We start from the raw sequence: 20,399 nt of genomic DNA on the forward strand, positions 1-20,399 counted from the left end.
AACAGCGACACTGACGCAAAGGCGCCGCCTGGTCAAAGGGCTGCGGGTTGCCTGCCGCACGAGCCGATGGCCGCAACCGTCCAGGTGGATGGACCGTTCCCTGGGCTCAACCGGCGCGCAGGCGCCGACGGAGAAGGAGAACGCTCATGGCCCTTGCCGCTCGTCCCCGTTCCGCATTCCGCTTCCTGTTGCCGCTGGCGGCGGCCGGGCTGGCCGGCCTGTCCGGGGCGGCCCTGGCCCAGTCAGGTCCGGGCACCGCCACGCCGGCGCCGCAGGCGCAGAACGCTCCCGCCGGCAGCAGCGGCAGCGGTGAGCAAACCCTGCAGAACAACTCGGCGACGCGGGCGCTGGACCGTGCCGCCGGCACCAACACCTCGGGCGCCTACCCGGGCCAGTCCGACGGCATGCCGGGCAACCCGCCGGGCACGGCAGCCACCCGCGCGCTGGACCGCGCCGCCGGCACCAACACTTCGGGCGCCTATCCCCAGAACGAGGGCAACACCACCACGCCCCCCGCCACCGGGCGCGGTTCCGGGCCGGATGCGGCACCCGCCGCGCCGGGCATGGCGGCACCGGGCCAGGGTAGTGGCACGGCTTCGCGCTGAGGGCGGAAGCGAGAACCGCGCGCACGGCCAGGCGCCGGAGGAAACGGCGCCTGGTTCAAACCCGCTGGCTCAAAGCCCGCGCAGGCGCGCCGCCAGGGTCGCCGCATACTGGTCAGTCATGCCGGCAACAAAGTCGATGGCGCAGCGCAACGTTTCGGTGGGCGAGAATTCCCGCTTCGGGTGATAGTCCTGCATCAGGGCCAGCGCCTGGCGTGGGCGCAACGGCAGCCGGTCCTCCGGCAGGGTGTGGAAGGCCAGGCAGGCTTCCAGGAACACGGTGAGGGTTTTTTCCAGCACGTCGCGCGCGCCGATCTCGAACTCGGCCTTGCTGGGATGGGTGTAGAGCGTGTCGCCATTGCTTTTCTGCAGGGCCGCGAAGGGATCACGCAGGGCCGGGTCGATCAGGTCGATCAGGCCGGCGCGCTGCATGCGGCCGGCCAGGATCGCGCCGCGATGCGCGCAGAAGGCATCCTTCACCGCCCCGATCAGCCGCCCCGCCGCCTGGGAGCGGAGCAGGGCCAGCTTCTGGGATACGTTGTCTTCCTCGTCGAGGCGGGCGCGGTCCACCGCGGCCAGGGGCAGCAGCAGCGCCTCGGCATCCGCATAGGAGGTGATGCGCAGCTCCACCGCGTCTTCCAGATCGGCGAGGCTGTAGGTGATGTCGTCCGCCGCCTCCATCAGCCACACGGCGGGATGGCGGGGCAGGGGGCCGGCCAGCCCGCAGGCCCTGGCAACGGCGGCGAAGGCTTCGGCCTCGGTTTCGAAGCGGTTGAACTTCACGCCGGGCCGGCCCCGCCTCCCGGCACGCGGGTCGGTGGCGGCCCAGGGATATTTGATGCAGGCGCCGAGGCTGGCCATGGTGAGCTTCAGCCCGCCGCGCTCGCGATAGCCATCGGCGCGGGTGAGGATGCGGAAGCCCTGAGCATTGCCGTCGAAGAAGTGCAGGTCGGCGTCCAGTTCCAGGCCGCTGCGCCGTGCCTCGGCAGCCAGCCATTCCGCCATGTAGTCGGCGATCACCTCCTCGCCCGCATGGCCGAAGGGCGGGTTGCCGATGTCGTGCGCCAGGCAGGTGGCCTGTACCAGATAGCCGAGATCGTCCGGCGTGTGCCCTGCCGCGGCCAGCTCGTCCCGCAACTCCGAGCCCACGGCGAAGCCGATGGAGCGGCCGACCGAGGCCACCTCCAGCGTGTGGACGAGCCGGTTGCGCACATGCGCGTTGGTGACCATCGGATGCACCTGGGTCTTCTGCTGCAGCCGCCGGAAGGGGCGGGAGAAGACGATGCGGTCCTGGTCGATCTGGAAGGGGTTGCGGGTCGGCGTCTGCCGGGGCGGGGAGGCGGGAAAGCGGCCGGTGTTAAACAGCGCGGCCCATTCCATCACCCCGCTCCTTCGTCAGCCCCGGATGCGGGCCACGGTGGCGGTGGTGGAATTGCCCGGCAGCAATTCGGCCAGCCGCACCACGCCGCCCCAATCCTGCACCAGCTCCCCGCCGACCACCTGCTCCACCGTGTAGTCGGCGCCCTTCACCAGCACCTCGGGGCGCAGCAGCCGGATCAGCTCCACCGGGGTGTCCTCCTCGAACAGGGTGACGAGGTCCACGGTGGCGAGAGAGGCCAGCACGGCGGCGCGGGCTGCCTCGGGCTGCACCGGGCGGGTCGGACCCTTGAGCCGCTTCACCGAGGAATCGGCGTTGAGGCCGACCACCAGCCGGTCGCACCAGGAGCGCGCCTGTTCCAGGAGGTGGACATGGCCGGGATGCAGCAGGTCGAAGCAGCCATTGGTGAAGCCGATCCGCCAGCCGCGCTGGCGCCAGCGCTCCACCTGCTCGGCGGCGGCGGCGCGGCGCTTCACCTTGCGCAGCGCGCCGCGCTCCGGCGTCAGCGCCTCCATCAGGTCGTCCTCGCGGGCGACGGCGGTGCCGATCTTGCCCACCACCAGCCCGCCGGCGATGTTGGCCAGCCGGGCCGCGACCGGCAGCGGCAGCCCGGCGGCATAGCCGGCGGCCAGCACGGCCACCACCGTGTCGCCGGCGCCGGACACGTCATGCACCTCCGGCGCCTCGGCCGGCATGTGATAAACCGCTTCGCCCTCCAGCAGGGTCATGCCGTCCTCGGAGCGGGTCACCAGCACGGCGCCGAAGCCATGCCGGTCACGCAGGCTGCGGGCGGCGGCGACGATCTCCTCCTCGGTGTTCACCGGCATCCCGGCGGCGAGGCGCAACTCGGCGCGGTTCGGGGTGATCACGTCGGCCCCGGCATAACGGCTGTAATCATCGCCCTTGGGATCGACGATGACGCGCCGCCCGGCGGCCTTGGCGGCGGCGATCAGCCGCTCCGGCACGTCCCCGGCCAGCACGCCCTTGCGGTAGTCGGACAGCACCATCACCGAGGTGGCGGCCACCGTGTCGGCCGCGATGCGCACCATCCGGTCGGCCAGGCGCTGATGCACGGGCCGGGCGATCTCGTGGTCGGCGCGCAGCAATTGCTGGCCGCTGGCGATGTAGCGGGTCTTGGTGGTGGTGGCGCGGCCGCCCTGCACCAGCAGCCAGGGCTCGACGCGCGGCTGGCCGCCGATCAGCCCGGTGAGGTCGGAGCCGGCCTGGTCATCCCCCACCACGGACAGAAAGGCCACCCCGGCGCCCAGCGCCGTCAGGTTGCGCACCACATTGCCGGCGCCGCCCGGCATCGCCACCTCGCGCTCCACCGCCACCACCGGCACCGGGGCCTCGGGCGAGATGCGGTCGACATGGCCGTAAACATAGCGGTCCAGCATGGCGTCGCCCACCACCAGCACGGAGGCGCGCTTCAGCATCCGCACCGCTTCGGTGAGGTCGGCGACATTGGGCACGGCTGCGGACACGTTGTTGGGCGCCTCCGGCGCGGGGGCGCTGGCGGATGGATCGCCGGGAGTGCCGGTCGAGGAAGACGAGGGGGGCACGGGGCCTTGCATCGGATCGTTGCCTAGCGCAGCCATACCGCGCTGCGCAAGGCATGGCCCGGCCAAGGCCAGGCTGGCGGAACGCTCCTCATGCGGAGAGAAAGCGCAGCATGTCGGCTTCCAGCACCAGGGCGGTCAGGGGGCCGCCCGCGACGGCGCCGGTGTCGATGCCGATGCGGTGGCGGCGCAGTTCGGGCGCGCGGCTGGGCGTGTGGCCATGCACCACGACCCGCTCCAGCGGATGCGGCCAGGACAGAAAAGGCTCCCGGATCCAGAGCAGGTCCTGCTCCCGCTGAAGGCTGAAGGGCCGGCGGGGATCGATGCCGGCATGCACGAACAGATAGTCGCCGGCCTGCCAGGACAGGGTGGTGGCGCGCAGCAGCGCCAGATGCGCCTCGGGCGGGCCGGCGGGGCCATAGCTGCGCAGCGTCGTGCGGCCGCCATTGGCCAGCCACAGATCCTCGGCCGCCGTGCCGGGGCCGGCGGCCAGCGCTTCCAGCATCATCACCTCGTGATTGCCGCGCAGCAGAACCGTTTCCGCGTCCGGCAAGGGCGGCGGCTGCATCAGCCGCTTCAGCACGCCGGCCGAATCCGGGCCGCGATCGACGTAATCGCCAAGATGGACCACGGCGCAGCGCTCAGTCGGCGACAAGTCCCAGTCGGCCGCGATGGCGGCGTGCAGGGCGGCCAGCCGCGCGGCACAGCCATGGATGTCGCCGATCGCGTAAACCCGCAATCCTGGCGGCAGGGAACCCGGCGCGAGCATGGACATGGCCTGTGCCCGGCCCTTTAAAGGTCCACAGCGCCGCGGCTGCCATGGTGGGCAGCAGCCGGGGCAGCCATCCGGCGCAAGTTTATGGTCGGGGTGCGCGACGTTTGGGCCATGCGGCAACTCCCGCGATCTGCAGGATCGCTGCGGATGGAATTCCGGGCATCCGGGGGAGTTGCCGGCCCCTTGCCCTTGTTACGGCGAAAACATCAGCCGCGCCGCCCGGCCTCGAACCGCGCCTGGGCGGCCATGCGCACCGCCGCATTGTTCGCGCCGAACTGGCGGTAGCCGCCGCGCCGCTGCACCACCTCGAAGAAGAAGCGGTTGGCGAAGCTGGTGGTATAGGCATGGCGGAAGCTGCCGCCTTCCGCATCCTGGTCATACAGGAGGTTCAGGCGCCGCAGCGCCTCCAGCTCCGCATCCTCCAGCGCGAAGCGCGCCGACAGGTCGTCGTAATAATTCCCGGGGATCGGCAGCAGCGGCGCGCCGCTCCCGGCCAGGGCGGCGGCGCTGGCGGCGGCGTCCTCGACCAGAAAGGCGATATGGTGCACACCGGCGCCGGCGGCGGCGGAGATGAAGCGGCCCGTCGCCGTTTCCCGCGCTTCCGAGGTGTTCAGCGGCAGGCGCACCGTGCCGCCGGCATTCACCATGGCGCGGCTGTGCACCAGCCCCTGCGGGTCGGGCAGGTCGAGCTGCGGCTCCGGCTCCAGCCCGAAGACGCCGCGATAGAACAGAACGAAACCGTCCATCTGGCCTGGCGCCAAGGCCTGCGTCACATGGTCGATGCCGAGCAGGGGCGGGCCGGCGGGCGGCGCGGCCGGCAGCAGGTGGAAATCGTCGTCCCACAGCGTCGGGCGGCCCGGCTGGTTTTCCACCAGCAGCACCAGGGCGCCATTGGGCGCGCGCAGGGCGGGCAGCAGCCGCTCGCTCACGCCGCGCTTCTCGTTCCAGGAGGCGCAAAGCAGCGCCTCGGCCCGGCGCGCGGCGGCCGCCGCGTCATCCACGGCAAGGCCCATGGCGCAGACCGAGGGGCCATGCATCTCGAAATGGCTGGCCGCGGCGCTGTCCGGCTCGCTGTTCAGCACTAGGTTCACCTGTCCCTGCCGGTACAGCTCCACCGCCTTTGAGCGGTGCCGGCCGGCCAGCTGGAAGCCCAGTCCGCCCAGGAAATCCCCGAGCTGCCGGCCCGCCGCCTCGTTGACGGCGAATTCCAGGAACTCGATCCCTGAAAGCCGCGGCACGGGGGGCAGGGGGGTGGCGGGAACGGTGCCGGGGGCGGAGGGCGCCGCCGCCCCGGCCTCGGCCAGGATCAGGGAACGCAGCCCGTCGCGCGCCGTCTGCCGCACGGGCGCGGCGCGGAATTCATCATTGAAGATTTCCAGCGAAAGCGGGCCGGAATAGCCGGAAGCGAGCACCGCGCGCAGGAAGCCGGTCACCGGAAGCTGCCCCTGGCCGGGGAAGTTGCGGTAATGGCGGCTCCATTGCAGCACGTCCATGTCGTAAAGCGGCGCATCCGCCAGTTGCACGAAGAAGATGCGTTCCCCTGGCAGTTCGGCGAGGCCCGAGGGATCGTCCTTCAGCGCCAGGGTGTGGAAGCTGTCCACGATCAGCCCCAGCGCCGGATGGTCGGCGCGCTGCACGATGTCCCAGGCCTCGCGCCAGCGGCGGGTGTGGCGGCCCCAAGCCAGCGCCTCATAGCCGACGCGCAGGCCGCGCTGCGCCGCCCGTTCCGCCATGTCGCGCAGATCGGCGGCGGCGCGCGCCGGGTCGCCGATGCAGGCTTCCTGCACGTTGGAGCAGACCAGCACCAGATCGGTGCCAAGGGCCTGCATCACATCGAACTTCCGCTCGGCGCGGTCGAGGTTGCGGCGGCGCTGCGGCTCCGGCATCGCCTCGAAGTCGCGGAAGGGCTGGAAGATGGTGATGGCGAGGCCGAGATCGGCCGCCATCCTGCGCACATCGGCGGGCGAGCCGTTGAAGGTAAGCAGGTCGTTCTCGAAGATCTCGACGCCGTCGAAGCCGATATTGGCCGCCGCCTCCAGCTTGTCGGTCAGCTCGCCGCTCAGGCAGACGGTGGCAATGGAGCGGGAATGGTGGCCGGGCATGACGATGGTCCTTGGCTGCGACGCGACAGGATGGGCCGCGCGCAGGCCGCGCGGCCCCGGATGGGGCGGCGGCGGGAGAAGGCGATCCCTTCCGCCGCCTGGCGCCTGTTCGCGGGCGCTTATTCCAGCGTGATGCCGCGCGCCTTGATCAGCTCACCCCATTTGGCGCTTTCCGCCGTGAGATAGGCAGGAAATTCCTGCGGCGTGCCGAGGGCGGGGAACATCGAGTTCTGCTTCAGCCGCTCCGTCACATCCGGGTTGCGCATGGAGGCGGCGATGGCGGCGGCCAGCTTCTGGATGATCTCCGGTGGCGTGCCGGCGGGCGCCATGATGGCGAATTCCGAGGCGCATTCGTAGCCCGGCAGGCCGGATTCCGCGATGGTCGGCACCTCCGGCTGCAACGGGTTGCGCTGCGGGCTGGAAACGCCAAGCGGCACCACCTGCTTCGCCGCGATCAGCGGCAGGGCGGTGACGGCATCGACAAAGGCCATCTGCACCTCGTTGGTGATCAGCGCCTGCACCGCCGGGGCGCCGCCGCGATAGGACACGTTCTGCACCTCGAGGCCTGTCTGCCGCAGGAACAGCTCGGTCGCCAGATGCGCCGAGGAGCCGGCGCCGGAGGAACCATAGGACAGCTTGCCCGGCTGCTTCTTCGCCAGCTCGATGAAGCCGGCGATGTCCTTCACGCCGAGCTGCGGGCTGACGCACAGGAAGATCGGCGTGGTGGCGACACGGCCGATGCCTACAAAGGATTTCTCGTCATCATAGCCGCGCTGCGGGAACAGGTGCCGCGCCATGGCGTAGGTCGAGTTGACGCCGAACAGCAGGGTGTAGCCATCCGGCCGGGCGCGGGCGACGGAAGCGTGGCCGATGGTGCCGGAAGCGCCGGCGCGGTTCTCCACCACCACCTGCTGGCCGAGTTCCTTGGTTAATTGCTGCGCCACGACGCGGGCCACGAAATCCGTGGAGCCGCCGGGCGCCCAGGACACCACCATGGTGATGGCGTGGTTGGGATAATCGCCCTGCGCGGCGGCGGAGCGCGGGCGCAGCAACGTGCCGCCGCTGGCGGCGATCAGGGCGAGGCCGGTGGTGAGGCCGCGGCGGGAAATCGGCATGGTTCCTCCTGGGTGCTTCCGGTTGTTGTTTTCAGCGCATCCTGCGCCCCGCGGCGGGACGGGGGAAAGGATGCAAAGTTTTGGTTGGTTTGTACGTACCAGATAGTACATTAAGCCTGCAAGCAGAACCGACGGCCCTGAAGGAAACGTCATGACGCCGCCTCCCGACCTTGACGCGCCGCTCCCGCCTCCCGGTCCCGCCTGCCTGGTGGGGCTGATCGGCAGCGGCATCCAGGCATCCCGCTCCCCCGCCCTGCATGAGCGGGAAGGAACGGCGCAGGGCATGCGCTACATCTATCGCCTGCTTGACCTCGATGCGCTGAAGCTGGGGGTGGAGGCGCTGCCTTCGCTGTTGGAAGCGGCGCAGCGCTGCGGCTTCAACGGCCTGAACATCACCCATCCCTGCAAGCAGGCCGTGCTGCCGCTGCTGGACGAGGTGTCGGAGGATGCGCGGGCGCTGGGCGCGGTGAACACGGTGGTGTTCCGGGACGGACGGCGGATCGGCCATAACACCGATCATTCCGGCTTCGCCGAAGGCTTCCGCCGCGGCCTGCCCGGGGCCGGGATGGAGCAGGTGGTGCAGCTTGGCGCGGGCGGCGCGGGGGCGGCGGTCGCGCATGCCGCGCTGGCGATGGGAGCGCGGCGGCTGGTGCTGCTCGACATGGACCCGGCCCGCGCCGCCGTTCTGGCCGAACAGCTTTCCGGCCGCTTCGGCGCCGGCCGCGCCGTCGCCGAAACCGACATCGCCGGCGCCATGCGCGATGCCGACGGGCTGATCCATGCCACGCCAACCGGCATGGCGAAATATCCCGGCCTGCCGCTGCCATCCGGGCTGCTGCGGCCGCATCACTGGGTGGCCGAGGTGGTCTACGTGCCGCTGGAAACGGAGCTGCTGCGCACCGCCCGGCGCATCGGCTGCCGCACCGTGGATGGCGGCGGCATGGCGGTGTTCCAGGCGGTTGGCGCCTTCCGCCTGTTCACCGGGCGGGAGCCGAATGCGGAGCGCATGCTGCGGCATTTCGCCGGCATGCAGGCCACGTCCTAGAGCAGATTCCGATCAGGCGGGATCGCGTGATCGGATGAAGATGCTCGACAGAACAAGGAGCCAGAGCATTTGAAGTGAGCCGGTGCGAACGGAAAATGCTCTAACCCGCCCGCACCAGCCGCAGCACCGCCTCCACGATCAGGCGGCGCTGCTGCGCGGCGCGGTCCGGCGCCGCCATGTCCTGGCCGAAGATGACGCCCAGCGTGTGCCGGTTGGCGACGCGGTGGAAGCTGAAGCCGTTGATCAGCACATGCAGGTCGAGCGGGTCGAGCCCCGGCCGGAACACCCCCGCCGCCACGCCGCGGTCGAGCAGCCGGCGCATCAGCCCGATCACCGCCTCGTTGCGCTGGCTGACGGTGGCGGAGCCGGCGATGTGGCGGGCGCCGTGGATGTTCTCCACCGTCACCATGCGGACGAATTCAGGGTGCTCGGCATGGTAGTCGAAGGTGGTTTCCACCAGCCGCGCCAGCGCCTCCTCGGGCGGCAGCTGGTCGAGCAGCAGGTCCTTCTCGGTGGCACGGATGCCCTCATACATCTCCTCCAGCGCGGCGGCGTAGAGCCCTTCCTTGCTGCCGAAGTAGTAGTAGATCATCCGCTTCGTGGTCTGGGTGCGGGCGGCGATCTCGTCGACCCGCGCGCCGGACAGGCCCTTGGCGGCGAATTCGGCGATGGCGGCGTCGAGGATGCTGCGGCGGGTCTGCTCCGCGTCGCGCTGCCTTACGGCCTTTGCCACCGTGTCGGATTCCATGCCCATCCAAGCCGTGCTGCCTCCGGCCCAGCATGACCGGGGCGGGGGGCGGTCGCAACACCCGCCCCCCTGAAGGCTCAGACGCGCTCCAGCACCATGGCGATGCCCTGGCCGACGCCGATGCACATGGTAACCAGGGCGTAGCGCCCCTCGCGGTGGTGCAGCTCGGCCACCGCCGTCTGCACCAGCCGCGCGCCCGACATGCCGAGCGGGTGGCCGAGCGCGATGGCGCCGCCATTCGGGTTCACATGCTCCGCGTCGTCCGGCAGGCCGAGGTCGCGCATCACCGCCAGGGCCTGGGAAGCGAAGGCCTCGTTCAGCTCGATCACGTCGATATCGGCGAGCGACAGCCCGGCCCGGTCCAGCACCTTGCGGGTGGCCGGCGCCGGGCCGAAGCCCATGATGCGCGGCGGCACGCCGGCGGTGGCGGTGGCGACCACGCGGGCGCGCGGCGTCAGGCCATGCCGGGCGGCGGCGGCCTCGCTCGCCACGAGCAGGGCGCAGGCGCCGTCATTGACGCCGGACGCGTTGCCCGCCGTCACCGTGCCGCCTTCCTTGCGGAAGGGCGTGCCGAGCTTGGCCAGGGCTTCCAGCGTGGTCTCGGGGCGCGGATGCTCGTCCTTCGAGATGATCAGCGGCTCGCCCTTGCGCCGCTTGATCTCGACGGGGACGATTTCCTCGGCGAAGCGGCCGCGCTCGATCGCCGCCTTGGCGCGCTGCTGGGAGCGGAAGGCGAAGGCGTCCTGGTCGGCGCGGGAGATCTGGAAGTCGGTGGCGACGTTCTCGCCGGTTTCCGGCATGGAGTCGACGCCGTACTGCGCCTTCATCAGCGGGTTCACGAAGCGCCAGCCGATTGTGGTGTCGTAGATCTCGGCATGGCGGCCGAAGGCCTCGGCGCTCTTGCCCTGCACGAAGGGCGCGCGCGTCATGCTTTCGACGCCGCCGGCCAGCATCAGCTCCGCCTCGCCGGCCTTGATGGCGCGGGCGGCGATGCCGGTGGCATCCATGCCGGAGCCGCAGAGCCGGTTCACCGTGCTGCCGGGGATGCTGTCGGGCAGGCCGGCCAGCAGCGTCGCCATGCGGGCCACGTTGCGGTTGTCCTCGCCCGCCTGGTTGGCGCAGCCAAGGATGACGTCATCCACCGCGCCCCAGTCGAGGTCCTTGTGCCGCGCCATCAGCGCCTTGATGGGCACGGCGGCGAGGTCGTCGGCGCGGACGGCGGACAGCCCGCCGGCATAGCGGCCGATGGCGGTGCGGGCGGCGCCGCAGATGAAGGCTTCAGTCATGGGTGGCTTCCTTGTCCGTCTCGACCATGTGCAGCTTGGCTTCGGTGCGGGCCTGCAGCGCCTCGAAGCTCAGGCCCGGCGCCATCTCGACGACGCCGAAGCCGCGCGGCGTGATGTCGATCACGGCGAGGTTGGTGTAGACGCGCCGCACCACGCCCATCGCGGTCAGCGGATAGGCGCATTTCGTCACCAGGCGCGGGCTGCCATCCTTGGTGGTGTGTTCCATCACCACCCAGAGGTTCTTGGCGCCGGCCGAAAGGTCCATCGCGCCACCGACGGCGGGCGCGGTGTCGTTGACCGAAGTGGCCCAGTTGGCGACGTCGCCATTCTCCGCCACCTCGAAGGCGCCGAGCACGCAAAGATCGAGATGCCCGCCGCGGATCATGGCGAAGCTGTCGGCGTGATGGATATAGGCGCCGCCGCGCCGCAGCGTGATCTGCTGCTTGCCGGCATTGATCAGCCACGGGTCGGCGTCGTCCGGGCCGGGCGCCGGGCCCATGCCGAGCACGCCGTTCTCCGAATGGAAGATCACTTCCCGTTCAAGCGGGACGTAGTCGGCCACCAGCGTCGGGATGCCGATGCCCAGATTGACGTACCAGCCCTCCGGGATGTCCTGCGCCACGCGGCGCGCCATGTCCCTGCGGGAAAGGGGGGTGAAGCTGTCGCTCATGATGCGGGCTCCCTCAGACGCCGATGCGGATGACGCGGTCGACAAAGATGCCGGGCGTGACGATGGCCTCCGGGTCCAGCGAGCCCAGGGGCTCGATCTCGTCCACCTGGGCGATGGTCAGCCGGCTGGCCATGGCCATGACCGGATTGAAGTTCCGGCCCGAGCGGCGATAGGTCAGGTTGCCCCAGCGATCGGCCTTGTGCGCCTGGATCAGCGCCACGTCGCCCGGCAGGGCCATCTCAAGCACGCAGGGCTTGCCGTTGAACTCGGCGGTCGGCTTGCCCTCGGCCAGAAGCGTGCCGTAGCCGGTGGGCGTGTAGAAGGCGGGCACCCCGGCGCCGGCGGCGCGCATGCGCTCGGCCAGCGTGCCCTGGGGCACGATCTCCAGCTCCAGCTTGCCGGCCTTGTAGAGCTCCTCGAACACCACCGAGCCGACGGAGCGCGGGAAGGAGCAAATGATGCGCCGGACCCGCCCCAACTCCATCAGCCGCGCCAGGCCGGTGCGGCCGGTGCCGGCATTGTTGGCCACGATGGTCAGGTCGGTCGCGCCCTGTTCGATCAGGGCCTCGATCAGCGCGTCAGGCTGGCCGACGGAGCCGAAGCCGCCAACCAGCACGGTGGAGCCATCGGCGATGCCCTGCATCGCTTCGGCCAGGTCGCGGACGGTTTTGTTGATCATGCGGCGTTGCCTTGCCTGGGCATGGTTTCCTCGCTTCGTTGAGCCGTGCGGCACGATAGGTCCGTGGCGCGGGGGGGCGCAACGCGGTGCGCTATGCGCACGGATCAGCCGGGAATGCTGTGCCGCAGCGCCGCCGCCGCCTGAAGCAGCGCCGGCAGCAGCCGGTTCTGCAACGCCGCCTCATCGGCCCGGCTGGCCTGCACGCCGATGTTCATGGCGGCGACACAGCGGCCGCGCCCGTCCCGCACCGGCACCGCGACCGAGCGCAGGCCGAGCTCCAGCTCCTCGTCGACCAGGGCGTAGCCCTGCGCGCGGGCGGCGGCCACCGCATCGCGGATGGCGGCGCGGGTGGTGCGGGTGTGGCTGGTCAGCGCTTCGGGCGTCAGGGCGGCGATGTGCTGCTCCAGCGCCCGGGGCGGCAGGGTGGACAGCAGGGCGCGGCCCAGCGCGGTGCAGTGGGCGGGCAGGCGGCTGCCCACCGCGAGCGTCACGGACATGATCCGCCGCGCCGCGGCCCGCGCGATGTAGACCACGTCCGGCCCGTCCAGGATGGCGGCGGAGCAGCTTTCCCCGGTGGCTTCCCGCACCGCCTCCAGCTGCGGCTGGATCAGCCCCGGCAGTTCGGCGCTGGCCAGCCAGGCGCCGCCCAGCCGCAGCACGCGCGGTGTCAGGGTGAAGTGCCGGCCATCCGTTTCGGCATAGCCCAGCGATACCAGGGTCAGCAGGCACCGCCGGGCCGCGGCGCGGCTGCTGCCGGTGGCGGCGGCGATGTCGGTGATGCTGGCGCGCTGCCGGGTGGCGCCGAAGGCCTCGATGACCGCCAGGCCACGCGCCAGCCCGCCGAGCTGGTCCCGCGCGGCCGGCGGGCGTTGGGACAGCGCCATCAGGCGGGGTCCGCCGGGGGCTGCACCGCCTGTGCGACGGCGGCAAGCTGCGCCCGCAGCCAGGCATGCCGTGCTTCCTGCTGGTGGCGGCGGTGCCAGACCATGTAGAGCGGCAACCGGTCGGGCGGCGCGGCGCCCCGGCTGCCGAGGCGCGGCGGCACCGGCACGCTGGCGAAGCCCCGCAGCGCCGAGCGCCGCAGCATTCCCGGCAAGGTCGCCAGCATGGAGCTGCCGCGAAGAAAGCCGGCGACGCCGGTGAAATCCGCCACCCGCAGGGCGATGTCCCGGGTCACGCCCAAGGATTCCAGCCGGCGGTCGAAATCCAGCTTCTCGCCCTCGGGGTGGATCACGGTGATGTGCCGGGCGGCGAGGTAGTCCTCCCGCCCGCGCGGCGCGGCGCGGGCATCCGGGTCGTAGAAGCAGGCGAAGCGGTCGGACAGCAGGCGCTTCTGCAGGATGTCGGTGCCGGAAGGGGGCAGGGGCGTCACCAGCAACTCGCAGCCCTGTTCCCGCAGCAGGGCGGCGGCGGGCGCGCCGGAGGGCACCACGCGCAGGCTGAAGCGCTCCACCTGCGCCTGCACGCGGGCGAAAAAGGCCGGCAACAGCAGGTCGCGCTGGAAGTCGTTGGCGGCGATCGTGAGGGAGAATGCCGCCGTGGCCGGATCGAAGGGGCGCTGGCGGCCCAGGTTCTGTATGCCGTCGAGCAGCGCCTGCACCGGCGCGGCCAGGCCGCGGGCATGGGCGGTGGCGGTGATGCCACGCCCGGACTTGACGAACAAAGGATCGCCCAGCGAGGCGCGCAGACGGTTCAGCCCATGGCTGGCCGCCGACTGGCTGAGGCCGAGCCGTTCCGCCGCCAGCGTCACGGAGCCGGTGTCCAGCACCGCCAGGAACAGCCGCAGCGCATGGCCATCCAGGGCCAATGCATCGATCCCATTCATGCGTCGCATGATAAAGGCGTGGTTTTCCGATGCAACGCGGGGCGCCATTCTGGGCTCACGCGGCGGCCTGCCAGCCTTCCCGCGCAACGCAAGCAACCGCAGGAGGAACGCCGATGCCCGCCGATGGCATGACCGGCCTGTTGAGTGGGGCGCGGGGCGACATCATGCGCCGCGACCGCACCCAGCACCCGCCGGCCCTGACTCCGCAATACAAGACCAGCGTGCTGCGCTCCCCCCGCCGCGCCCTGGTGTCGCTGGAGCCCGGGCCGGGCGAGAATGCCGGGCCGGTGTTCAACGCCCGCATCCTGGCGCCGCTGGAAAACGACCTGATCCGCAATTATTCCAAGGACGGGGACGCGCAGGGCGAGCGCATCATCGTTCATGGCAAGGTGCTGGACGAGAATGCGCGCCCCGTGCCGAACACGCTGATCGAGGTGTGGCAGGCCAATGCCGGCGGCCGGTACCGCCACAAGAACGACAGCTACCTGGCGCCGCTGGACCCGAATTTCGGCGGGCAGGGCCGCTGCATGACCGATGCGGAGGGCAACTACTTCTTCCGCACCATCCGCCCCGGCCCCTATCCCTGGCGCAACAATGGCAGCGACTGGCGCCCGGCGCATATCCACATCTCGCTGTTCGGCCACGCCTTCGTGCAGCGCCTGGTCAGCCAGCTTTACTTCGAGGGCGACCCGCTGATCCCGTTCTGCCCGATCATCGGCACCCTGCCGGACAAGGGCGCGGTGGAGCGGCTGGTGGCCAAGCTCGACATGGGGAATGCCGTGCCTTTCGACGCGCTCGCCTACCGCTTCGACATCGTGCTGCGCGGCCGCCGCCAGACCTTCTTCGAGAACAAGCCGGAAGGGATGTAAGCCATGCCCGTCGAATACCTCAAGGAAACGCCCTCGCAGACCGGCGGGCCCTATGTCCATATCGGCACGCTTCCGGCCTTTGCCGGGCTGGCGGTGCGCACGCAGGAAAAGCCGCACATCCTGGACGGCGCGGGGGAGCGCATCCGCATCACCGGCGTGGTGATCGACGGCTCCGGCACCCCGGTGAAGGATGCGCTGCTGGAATTGTGGCAGGCGGATGCGCAGGGCCGGCACAATGCCGGCGATTTCCTGGGCTGGGGCCGCGCCGCGGCTTCCTCCGAGACCGGCGAATGGATGTTCGAAACCGTGCGGCCCGGTGCCGTTCCCTGGCGTGACGGCCGCCCGCAGGCCCCGCATGTCAGCCTGCTGATCTTCGCCCGCGGCATCAACATCCACCTGCACACGCGCATCTACTTCCCGGAGGACAAGGCCGCGCTGGAGCTTGATCCCGTGCTGCGCAGCATCGAGCAGGCCGGGCGGCGCGCCACACTGGTGGCGGAGCGTGGGGACGCGGCGGACATGCCAACCTATCGCTTCACCATCCGCCTGCAGGGCGACGCGGAAACGGTGTTCTTCGATATGTGACTGCTCGCCGGATGATGCGCGTCTCATCCGGCGGAAACCCTGCCGCCGTTCAGCAGTTTTCCCGCCATCAGCAACCGACGGGAGAAATGCTGCATGGCCGCGATTGTGGGAACCGATGGCAACGACAACCTTGTCTCGCCCGAGGCTTCTTCCAACGACACGATCAACGCGCTGGCGGGTGACGATCGCATCGAAGCCCGTGGCGGCGACGACCTGATCCTTCCCGGGCCGGGCAATGACCGCATCGAGGGCGGCGATGGCCGCGACGATGTTCTGCTGCCCGGCAGCCTCGACCAGTACGAGCTTTATCGCTACACCGCCTTCGGAAATGAAGGCGTGATCCGTGGGCCCGAGGGCGTCGACACGTTGCTCGATGTCGAGGCCATCCGCACGGACATCAGCGGCACGCGCGAATTTTCCGATGTGCCCGAATTCCTCAGCTATGCCTATCTCGCATCCTATGCCGACTTGTCCGCCGCCTTCGGCGAGGATCGCGATGTCGCCTGGGATCATTTCTACCAGGTTGGCGCGGTTGAAGGTCGCGCGATCACCTTTGACGGTGCTGGCTACCTGGCCGCCAATCCCGATGTGCTGGCGGCGCAGGGCGGCAATGTTGATGATGCCGCGCTGCACTACCTCCGCTTCGGCCGCGCCGAAGGCCGGCAGACGGATTTCGACGGCGCGCAATATGTGGCGAGCCATGCCGACCTGATCGCCGCCTTCCGCGGCCAGGGCGATGCCGATGCGCTGGGCACCAACCATTATATCAGCTTCGGCCTCAATGAAGGCCGGGCGACGGATACCTTCAACGAAACCACCTATGCGGCCGGGAATCCGGACCTCGCCGTCGCCGGCGTGGTCACGGCCGAGGCATTGGCGGAGCACTGGATCAACTACGGCTCCGTGGAAGGGCGCGCCGGGGCCTATGACCCCGTGATCGCCTGAGGTTTCTGTTGGCCTGAGGCTTGGCGGCGGGTGCGGTTGCGCCCGCCGCCTTTCCGTTCTCTCCCCCTGTTGACGCCGGAGCCCGGCTGGACCAAGCGCGAGGCATGACACCCGACCCCGCGATCCGGGCCGAAGGCCTGACCAAGCGTTATGGCGACACCCTGGCCGTGGACGGGCTGTCCTTCGTGCTGCCGCGCGGCGCCACCTGGGGGTTGCTGGGCGGCAATGGCGCCGGCAAGAGCACCACCATCGCCATGCTGCTGGGATTGCTGGTGCCAAGCGCCGGGCGGGTCACCGTTCTGGGCCACGACATGGCGCGCGACCGCTTCGCGGCGCTGGCGCGGATGAACTTCTCCTCCCCCTATGTGGCCCTGCCGCACCGGCTTTCCGTGGCGGAGAATTTGCGGGTCTACGCCCATCTCTACGACGTGCCGCGGGCCGGGACGCGTATCGCGGAACTGGCGGAGGCGCTGCAGCTGAACGAGATCCTCGACCGCCCGGCCGGGCAGCTTTCGGCCGGCCAGAAGACACGCGTTGCGCTGGCCAAGGCACTGGTCAACCGCCCCGAGTTGCTGCTGCTGGACGAGCCCACCGCCAGCCTCGACCCCGACACCGGGGATTGGGTGCGGTCCTGGCTGGAGCGCTACCAGGCGGAAAGCGGCTGCGCCATCCTGCTGGCCAGCCACAACATGGCGGAGGTGGAGCGGCTTTGCGGCCACGTCCTCATGATGAAGCGCGGCCGCATCGTCGATCAGGGCAGCCCGGCCGACCTCGCCGCCCGCTTCGGCCGCGACAATCTGGAGGATGTGTTCCTGGACATCGCCCGCAACCGCTCGGCCGCCGGCGCGAAGATCGGGGAAAGCACCGCATGAGGGCCTCGCTGCGCCGCGTCTGGGGGCTGTGCTACCGCCATCTGGCGCTGTACCGCCGCTCCTGGCCGCGCCTGCTGGAGCTGATGTACTGGCCGATCCTGCAGATGCTGGTCTGGGGCTTCGTCACCGCCTATCTGGCGGGGTTGCAGCAGAACACCGCCAGCGTGGCGGCAGGCATCCTGCTGGGCGGCGTGTTGCTGTGGGAGGTGGCGCTGCGGTCCCAGATGGGCTTCGCCATCACCTTCCTGGAGGAAATCTGGAGCCGCAATCTCGGCCATATCTTCGTGTCGCCGCTGCGGCCGGGGGAACTGGTGGCCGGGCTGATGACCATGGCGACGCTGCGCATGCTGGTGGGCGTGCTGCCCGCCGTGGCGCTGGCCTGGGCGCTGTACGGCTTCGGCCTGTTCCGCATGGGGCCGGTGGTGGTGCTGTTCTTCGCGGCGCTGATGCTGATGGGATGGGCCGTGGCCCTCGGTGTCACCGCCATGATCCTGCGGCATGGCGCCGGGGCGGAGCCGCTGGCCTGGTCGGTGCTGTTCGGCCTGACGCCCTTTGCCTGCGTGTTCTACCCGCTCTCCACCCTGCCGGTGGCGCTGCAATGGGTGGCGCAGGCGATTCCGGCGGCGCATGTGTTCGAGGGCATGCGCGCCGCCCTGACCGAGGGGCGGATTGACGGCTACCATCTCGGCATGGCGTTCGGGCTGGACCTGTTGTGGCTGCTGGTGCTGGGCCGGGTGTTCCGCGCCCAGTTCGAGGCGGCGCGGCGATCCGGCGCGCTGCTGACCATTGGCGAGTAGCGGGCGGCGAATGGCGGCGCGCCATTCCCGCCGGGCCGGAATGGCGCTACAGCCGGAATCGTGACCCCGACCCGCTTCTTTCTGATCCGACATGCCCTGGTGGAGCCCACCGCGCGGCTGATCATGTATGGCGACATGGACGTGGCCGTTTGCGCCGTGACCATGGTGCAGGATGCCGAAACCTATCGCTGGCTGGCGGGCCGGCTGCCGGCCGGGGCGCGCTGGTTCCACACCCCGCTCTCCCGCACCCGCGCCACCGCCGACGCCATCTTCGCCGCCGGCTACCCGGCGGCGCCCATGGAGATCGAGCCGCGCTTCGTGGAGCAGCATCTGGGCGAATGGCAGGGCATCACCCATGAGGCCCTGACCGAGATGCTGCGCGATCCGCCGCATCCCTTCTGGCCGCATGGCGCCGAGGAAACGCCGCCCGGCGGCGAAAGCCTGCGCGATGTCATCGAGCGGCGGGTCGGCCCGGCGCTGGAGGACATGGCGGCGCAATATCCGGGCGAGGATGTGGTGATCGTGGCGCATGGCGGCTCGATCCGGGCTGCCGTCGCGCATGCCATGCGGCTTGATCCGCACCAGGCCTTCCGCTTGTCGGTGAAGAACCTGTCGCTGACCCGGCTGGAGAACCATGCGGGCGAATGGCGGGTGGTTTCCGTCAACGAGGAACCCCCGGGGCCGCTCTGAGGCCTCCGTCGGGAGAGATCCCGGGCAAGTTTGGCTTGCCAGCGGCTCCGGCAGAGGCCATTGCTTCGCAAGGACTTGGCGGAGGACCCTCATGCGGCGTTCGATCTTCGGGGCAGCGCTTTTCGGCGCGGTGTCGCTGTTCGGCCTAGCCCCGCCCCGCACGGCCCTGGCGCAGGCGGAGCAGCAGGCCCTGGTGGACCGCTCCACCCTCGCGGTGCAGGAGATGCTGGGCGGCATCGAAGGCGGCAACGCGGCGCATTTCAATGACGCGGCAAATCTGCTGCGCCGTGCCCGCGCCGTCATGGTCTGCCCCCGCGTGTTCCGCGCCGGCTTCATCCTGGGTGGCCAGGGCGGCTCCTGCGTGCTGGTGGCGCGGGACGGGGCGGGCTCCTGGTCCTCGCCCGCCTTCTATGGCCTCGGCTCCGGCAGCTTCGGGCTGCAGGCCGGCATCCAGGACGCCATGGTGATGATGGTGATCCTGACCGACAAGGGCCTGTCCGCCCTGATGGACAGCCAGTTCAAGATCGGCGCCGACGCGTCCATCGCCGTGGCCACCATCGGCGGCGGCATCGCCGGCTCCACCACCGCGGCGGTGGGGGCCGACATCGTCACCTTCGCCAAGACGCGCGGCCTGTATGCCGGCATCGCCCTGGACGGGTCGCTGCTGTCCGGCCGCTCCGACTGGAACCGCGCCTATTATGGCCAGAGCTATGGCGCACGGCAGATCGTGGTGGACATGGCCGCCTACAATCCCGGCGCCGATCCGCTGCGCGCGGCGCTGATGCGCTATGGCAGCGCGCAGCAGCCGGTCGCCCCGGCGCCGCAATACCGGCAGCCGGGCGCCCAGCCTTCCCCGCAATCCTACCAGAGCCAGCCTTATCAGGCGCCGCCGGGCTACACCCCCGGCAGCGGCGTCACGGCCGAGCCTTTGCGCTGAGGGGAGGGCCGGCGCCCGGTGCGCCGGCCCGCCACGCCGCCTGGGGCCTCAGACCCCGGCATCGAGGGATCGCCGCAACTCGCGTCCCTCGGCGCTTGCGGGATCGATCAGGCCTTCGCGCAGGAACAGGTCGATCAGCACCAGGTTGACGTTGAACTTGAAGTCGTCGCCGTCGCGCACCGCCTCGAAGGCGCGGCGCAGGGGCCACAGCTCGAAACGCTCCACCTCGTCGTCATTCGGAACGGGGGTGAAGCTTTCGGGCAGGTCCAGGTCGAAGATGTGCAGCAGGTCGCGCCGCAGGCCTTCCTCGGTCTGCATGATGTAGGACAGGTGGCCGGCCGGCTTCGCCCGCGCCGCCAGCTCCTGTGGCACGCTGGCTTCCTCGGCCGCTTCCTTGACCAGCGTGGCGGCGGCATCCAGGCCGGAGGGCATGCCGCCCGCCACCATGTTGTCCCACTGGCCGGGGGCGAGCTTCTTGCTGCGCGACCGCTTGCCCAGCCAGAGATGCAGCCCGTCGGGCCGCCGCACCAGCCCGTTCAGGTGGACGCCCTGGGCCTGCACGCCGAAAGGCGGGACGGCGCCACGGTCCAGCCGCGCCAGCACCGGCCCCTTCGGCGTCGCGCGGATGTCGAAAAGCTCGTCGCGCAGGCGCAGGAAGCCGGCCTTTTCCAGCGCATGCGCGGTTTCCGCCAGGATGCGGTCGCGCTGCGCCGGCAGCCGCCCGGCGACCGAGACGCCTTCGGCATCGAAATGGAAATCGCGCGGGCGGAAGGCGAGCCAGCGGGCCAGCTCGGGCTCCAGCCAGCCGACCTGTTCGGCGCCGATGCGGAAGGGAACCATCCCGGCAGGGGAGGGGAGATTGTTGCAGGCCTCGATGTGGCGGCGGAAAGCGTCCATGGCGGCGTTCTTGCCCCCGGGCC

Annotated in this window: 21 protein-coding genes; 9 read left to right on the forward strand and 12 right to left on the reverse strand. The window is 70.5% G+C overall.

The window, feature by feature from the left end; genetic code table 11:
* The first annotated feature begins 146 nt into the window (after positions 1-146).
* The gene (locus F0Q34_RS02020; protein ID WP_149810451.1) at positions 147-605 is read left to right on the forward strand and encodes a hypothetical protein; all 459 of its coding nucleotides are present in this window, start codon (positions 147-149) and stop codon (positions 603-605) included.
* Positions 606-674: 69 nt separating this feature from the next.
* On the opposite strand, the gene dgt is transcribed toward F0Q34_RS02020, so the two are convergent.
* The 5 genes from dgt to F0Q34_RS02045 form a co-directional block, all read right to left on the reverse strand.
* Positions 675-1,982 (reverse strand): dGTP triphosphohydrolase, encoded by a 1,308-nt coding sequence (dgt, locus tag F0Q34_RS02025; protein WP_149810452.1) that lies wholly within the window; start codon positions 1,980-1,982, stop codon positions 675-677.
* A gap of 15 nt (positions 1,983-1,997) precedes the next feature.
* Positions 1,998-3,416 carry a D-glycero-beta-D-manno-heptose-7-phosphate kinase gene (gene rfaE1, locus F0Q34_RS02030; protein WP_149811214.1) on the reverse strand — a complete coding sequence of 473 codons (1,419 nt, stop codon included), beginning with the start codon at positions 3,414-3,416 and terminating at the stop codon, positions 1,998-2,000.
* 214 nt (positions 3,417-3,630) lie between these two features.
* Positions 3,631-4,314 carry a metallophosphoesterase family protein gene (locus tag F0Q34_RS02035; RefSeq protein ID WP_149810453.1) on the reverse strand — a complete coding sequence of 228 codons (684 nt, stop codon included), beginning with the start codon at positions 4,312-4,314 and terminating at the stop codon, positions 3,631-3,633.
* A 206-nt stretch (positions 4,315-4,520) separates the two neighbouring features.
* Positions 4,521-6,416, reverse strand: a complete 1,896-nt coding sequence (locus tag F0Q34_RS02040) for a bifunctional sugar phosphate isomerase/epimerase/4-hydroxyphenylpyruvate dioxygenase family protein (protein ID WP_149810454.1) — start codon at positions 6,414-6,416, stop codon at positions 4,521-4,523.
* A gap of 119 nt (positions 6,417-6,535) precedes the next feature.
* Positions 6,536-7,531 (reverse strand): Bug family tripartite tricarboxylate transporter substrate binding protein, encoded by a 996-nt coding sequence (locus F0Q34_RS02045; RefSeq protein WP_149810455.1) that lies wholly within the window; start codon positions 7,529-7,531, stop codon positions 6,536-6,538.
* Between the two features lie 151 nt (positions 7,532-7,682).
* Here F0Q34_RS02045 and F0Q34_RS02050 point away from each other — a divergent pair, with 151 nt between their 5' ends.
* Positions 7,683-8,576 (forward strand): shikimate dehydrogenase, encoded by an 894-nt coding sequence (locus F0Q34_RS02050; protein ID WP_149810456.1) that lies wholly within the window; start codon positions 7,683-7,685, stop codon positions 8,574-8,576.
* Positions 8,577-8,676: 100 nt separating this feature from the next.
* Here the strand turns inward: F0Q34_RS02050 and F0Q34_RS02055 are convergent, their stop codons facing one another.
* The 6 genes from F0Q34_RS02055 to F0Q34_RS02080 form a co-directional block, all read right to left on the reverse strand.
* The gene (locus F0Q34_RS02055; protein WP_149810457.1) at positions 8,677-9,324 is read right to left on the reverse strand and encodes a TetR/AcrR family transcriptional regulator; all 648 of its coding nucleotides are present in this window, start codon (positions 9,322-9,324) and stop codon (positions 8,677-8,679) included.
* A gap of 77 nt (positions 9,325-9,401) precedes the next feature.
* Positions 9,402-10,610: a 3-oxoadipyl-CoA thiolase gene (pcaF, locus tag F0Q34_RS02060; protein ID WP_149810458.1), complete on the reverse strand. Its 1,209-nt coding sequence runs from the start codon at positions 10,608-10,610 to the stop codon at positions 9,402-9,404.
* Positions 10,603-11,280, reverse strand: a complete 678-nt coding sequence (locus F0Q34_RS02065) for a 3-oxoacid CoA-transferase subunit B (RefSeq protein WP_149810459.1) — start codon at positions 11,278-11,280, stop codon at positions 10,603-10,605. The genes pcaF and F0Q34_RS02065 overlap by 8 nt, the downstream gene beginning before the upstream one ends.
* A 13-nt stretch (positions 11,281-11,293) precedes the next feature.
* Positions 11,294-11,959, reverse strand: a complete 666-nt coding sequence (locus F0Q34_RS02070; protein ID WP_149810460.1) for a 3-oxoacid CoA-transferase subunit A — start codon at positions 11,957-11,959, stop codon at positions 11,294-11,296.
* Positions 11,960-12,063: 104 nt separating this feature from the next.
* On the reverse strand, positions 12,064-12,843 hold the full coding sequence (locus F0Q34_RS02075; protein WP_149810461.1) for an IclR family transcriptional regulator domain-containing protein: 780 nt from the start codon (positions 12,841-12,843) through the stop codon (positions 12,064-12,066).
* Positions 12,843-13,784, reverse strand: coding sequence for a LysR family transcriptional regulator (locus tag F0Q34_RS02080; RefSeq protein WP_149810462.1), 942 nt, complete (start codon positions 13,782-13,784; stop codon positions 12,843-12,845). The genes F0Q34_RS02075 and F0Q34_RS02080 overlap by 1 nt, the downstream gene beginning before the upstream one ends.
* Before the next feature lie 113 nt (positions 13,785-13,897).
* Between F0Q34_RS02080 and pcaH the strand changes: the two genes are divergently transcribed.
* From pcaH to F0Q34_RS02115, 7 genes are all read left to right on the forward strand, one after another.
* Entirely contained in the window at positions 13,898-14,653 is a 756-nt protein-coding gene (gene pcaH, locus F0Q34_RS02085) for a protocatechuate 3,4-dioxygenase subunit beta (protein WP_174241966.1), read from the forward strand.
* 3 nt (positions 14,654-14,656) lie between these two features.
* Positions 14,657-15,238: a protocatechuate 3,4-dioxygenase subunit alpha gene (gene pcaG / locus F0Q34_RS02090; protein ID WP_149810463.1), complete on the forward strand. Its 582-nt coding sequence runs from the start codon at positions 14,657-14,659 to the stop codon at positions 15,236-15,238.
* 93 nt (positions 15,239-15,331) lie between these two features.
* Positions 15,332-16,183 carry a hypothetical protein gene (locus F0Q34_RS02095; RefSeq protein WP_149810464.1) on the forward strand — a complete coding sequence of 284 codons (852 nt, stop codon included), beginning with the start codon at positions 15,332-15,334 and terminating at the stop codon, positions 16,181-16,183.
* Between the two features lie 104 nt (positions 16,184-16,287).
* On the forward strand, positions 16,288-17,055 hold the full coding sequence (locus tag F0Q34_RS02100; protein WP_149810465.1) for an ABC transporter ATP-binding protein: 768 nt from the start codon (positions 16,288-16,290) through the stop codon (positions 17,053-17,055).
* Positions 17,052-17,852, forward strand: a complete 801-nt coding sequence (locus F0Q34_RS02105) for an ABC transporter permease (protein ID WP_149810466.1) — start codon at positions 17,052-17,054, stop codon at positions 17,850-17,852. The genes F0Q34_RS02100 and F0Q34_RS02105 overlap by 4 nt, the downstream gene beginning before the upstream one ends.
* Positions 17,853-17,912: 60 nt before the next feature.
* Positions 17,913-18,542, forward strand: a complete 630-nt coding sequence (locus F0Q34_RS02110; protein WP_149810467.1) for a histidine phosphatase family protein — start codon at positions 17,913-17,915, stop codon at positions 18,540-18,542.
* A gap of 91 nt (positions 18,543-18,633) precedes the next feature.
* Positions 18,634-19,479: a lipid-binding SYLF domain-containing protein gene (locus F0Q34_RS02115; protein WP_149810468.1), complete on the forward strand. Its 846-nt coding sequence runs from the start codon at positions 18,634-18,636 to the stop codon at positions 19,477-19,479.
* 48 nt (positions 19,480-19,527) lie between these two features.
* Here F0Q34_RS02115 and F0Q34_RS02120 read toward each other — a convergent pair whose 3' ends face one another.
* On the reverse strand, positions 19,528-20,376 hold the full coding sequence (locus F0Q34_RS02120; protein WP_149810469.1) for an NUDIX hydrolase: 849 nt from the start codon (positions 20,374-20,376) through the stop codon (positions 19,528-19,530).
* Positions 20,377-20,399 lie beyond the last annotated feature (23 nt).

It is taken from the genome of Teichococcus oryzae, assembly GCF_008386565.1.
Classification (GTDB): Bacteria; Pseudomonadota; Alphaproteobacteria; order Acetobacterales; family Acetobacteraceae; genus Pseudoroseomonas; species Pseudoroseomonas oryzae.

Coding starts and splice junctions, on each gene's coding strand:
- F0Q34_RS02100 (WP_149810465.1), top strand. CDS start 16,288: ATGACACCCGACCCCGCGATCCGGGCCGAAGGCCTGACCAAGCGTTAT.
- F0Q34_RS02075 (WP_149810461.1), bottom strand. CDS start 12,843: ATGGCGCTGTCCCAACGCCCGCCGGCCGCGCGGGACCAGCTCGGCGGG.
- F0Q34_RS02105 (WP_149810466.1), top strand. CDS start 17,052: ATGAGGGCCTCGCTGCGCCGCGTCTGGGGGCTGTGCTACCGCCATCTG.
- F0Q34_RS02045 (WP_149810455.1), bottom strand. CDS start 7,531: ATGCCGATTTCCCGCCGCGGCCTCACCACCGGCCTCGCCCTGATCGCC.
- F0Q34_RS02120 (WP_149810469.1), bottom strand. CDS start 20,376: ATGGACGCTTTCCGCCGCCACATCGAGGCCTGCAACAATCTCCCCTCC.
- F0Q34_RS02050 (WP_149810456.1), top strand. CDS start 7,683: ATGACGCCGCCTCCCGACCTTGACGCGCCGCTCCCGCCTCCCGGTCCC.
- pcaH (WP_174241966.1), top strand. CDS start 13,898: ATGCCCGCCGATGGCATGACCGGCCTGTTGAGTGGGGCGCGGGGCGAC.
- pcaF (WP_149810458.1), bottom strand. CDS start 10,610: ATGACTGAAGCCTTCATCTGCGGCGCCGCCCGCACCGCCATCGGCCGC.
- F0Q34_RS02115 (WP_149810468.1), top strand. CDS start 18,634: ATGCGGCGTTCGATCTTCGGGGCAGCGCTTTTCGGCGCGGTGTCGCTG.
- F0Q34_RS02020 (WP_149810451.1), top strand. CDS start 147: ATGGCCCTTGCCGCTCGTCCCCGTTCCGCATTCCGCTTCCTGTTGCCG.
- dgt (WP_149810452.1), bottom strand. CDS start 1,982: ATGGAATGGGCCGCGCTGTTTAACACCGGCCGCTTTCCCGCCTCCCCG.
- F0Q34_RS02065 (WP_149810459.1), bottom strand. CDS start 11,280: ATGAGCGACAGCTTCACCCCCCTTTCCCGCAGGGACATGGCGCGCCGC.
- F0Q34_RS02055 (WP_149810457.1), bottom strand. CDS start 9,324: ATGGAATCCGACACGGTGGCAAAGGCCGTAAGGCAGCGCGACGCGGAG.
- F0Q34_RS02040 (WP_149810454.1), bottom strand. CDS start 6,416: ATGCCCGGCCACCATTCCCGCTCCATTGCCACCGTCTGCCTGAGCGGC.
- rfaE1 (WP_149811214.1), bottom strand. CDS start 3,416: ATGCTGAAGCGCGCCTCCGTGCTGGTGGTGGGCGACGCCATGCTGGAC.
- F0Q34_RS02035 (WP_149810453.1), bottom strand. CDS start 4,314: ATGTCCATGCTCGCGCCGGGTTCCCTGCCGCCAGGATTGCGGGTTTAC.
- F0Q34_RS02080 (WP_149810462.1), bottom strand. CDS start 13,784: ATGAATGGGATCGATGCATTGGCCCTGGATGGCCATGCGCTGCGGCTG.
- F0Q34_RS02095 (WP_149810464.1), top strand. CDS start 15,332: ATGGCCGCGATTGTGGGAACCGATGGCAACGACAACCTTGTCTCGCCC.
- pcaG (WP_149810463.1), top strand. CDS start 14,657: ATGCCCGTCGAATACCTCAAGGAAACGCCCTCGCAGACCGGCGGGCCC.
- F0Q34_RS02070 (WP_149810460.1), bottom strand. CDS start 11,959: ATGATCAACAAAACCGTCCGCGACCTGGCCGAAGCGATGCAGGGCATC.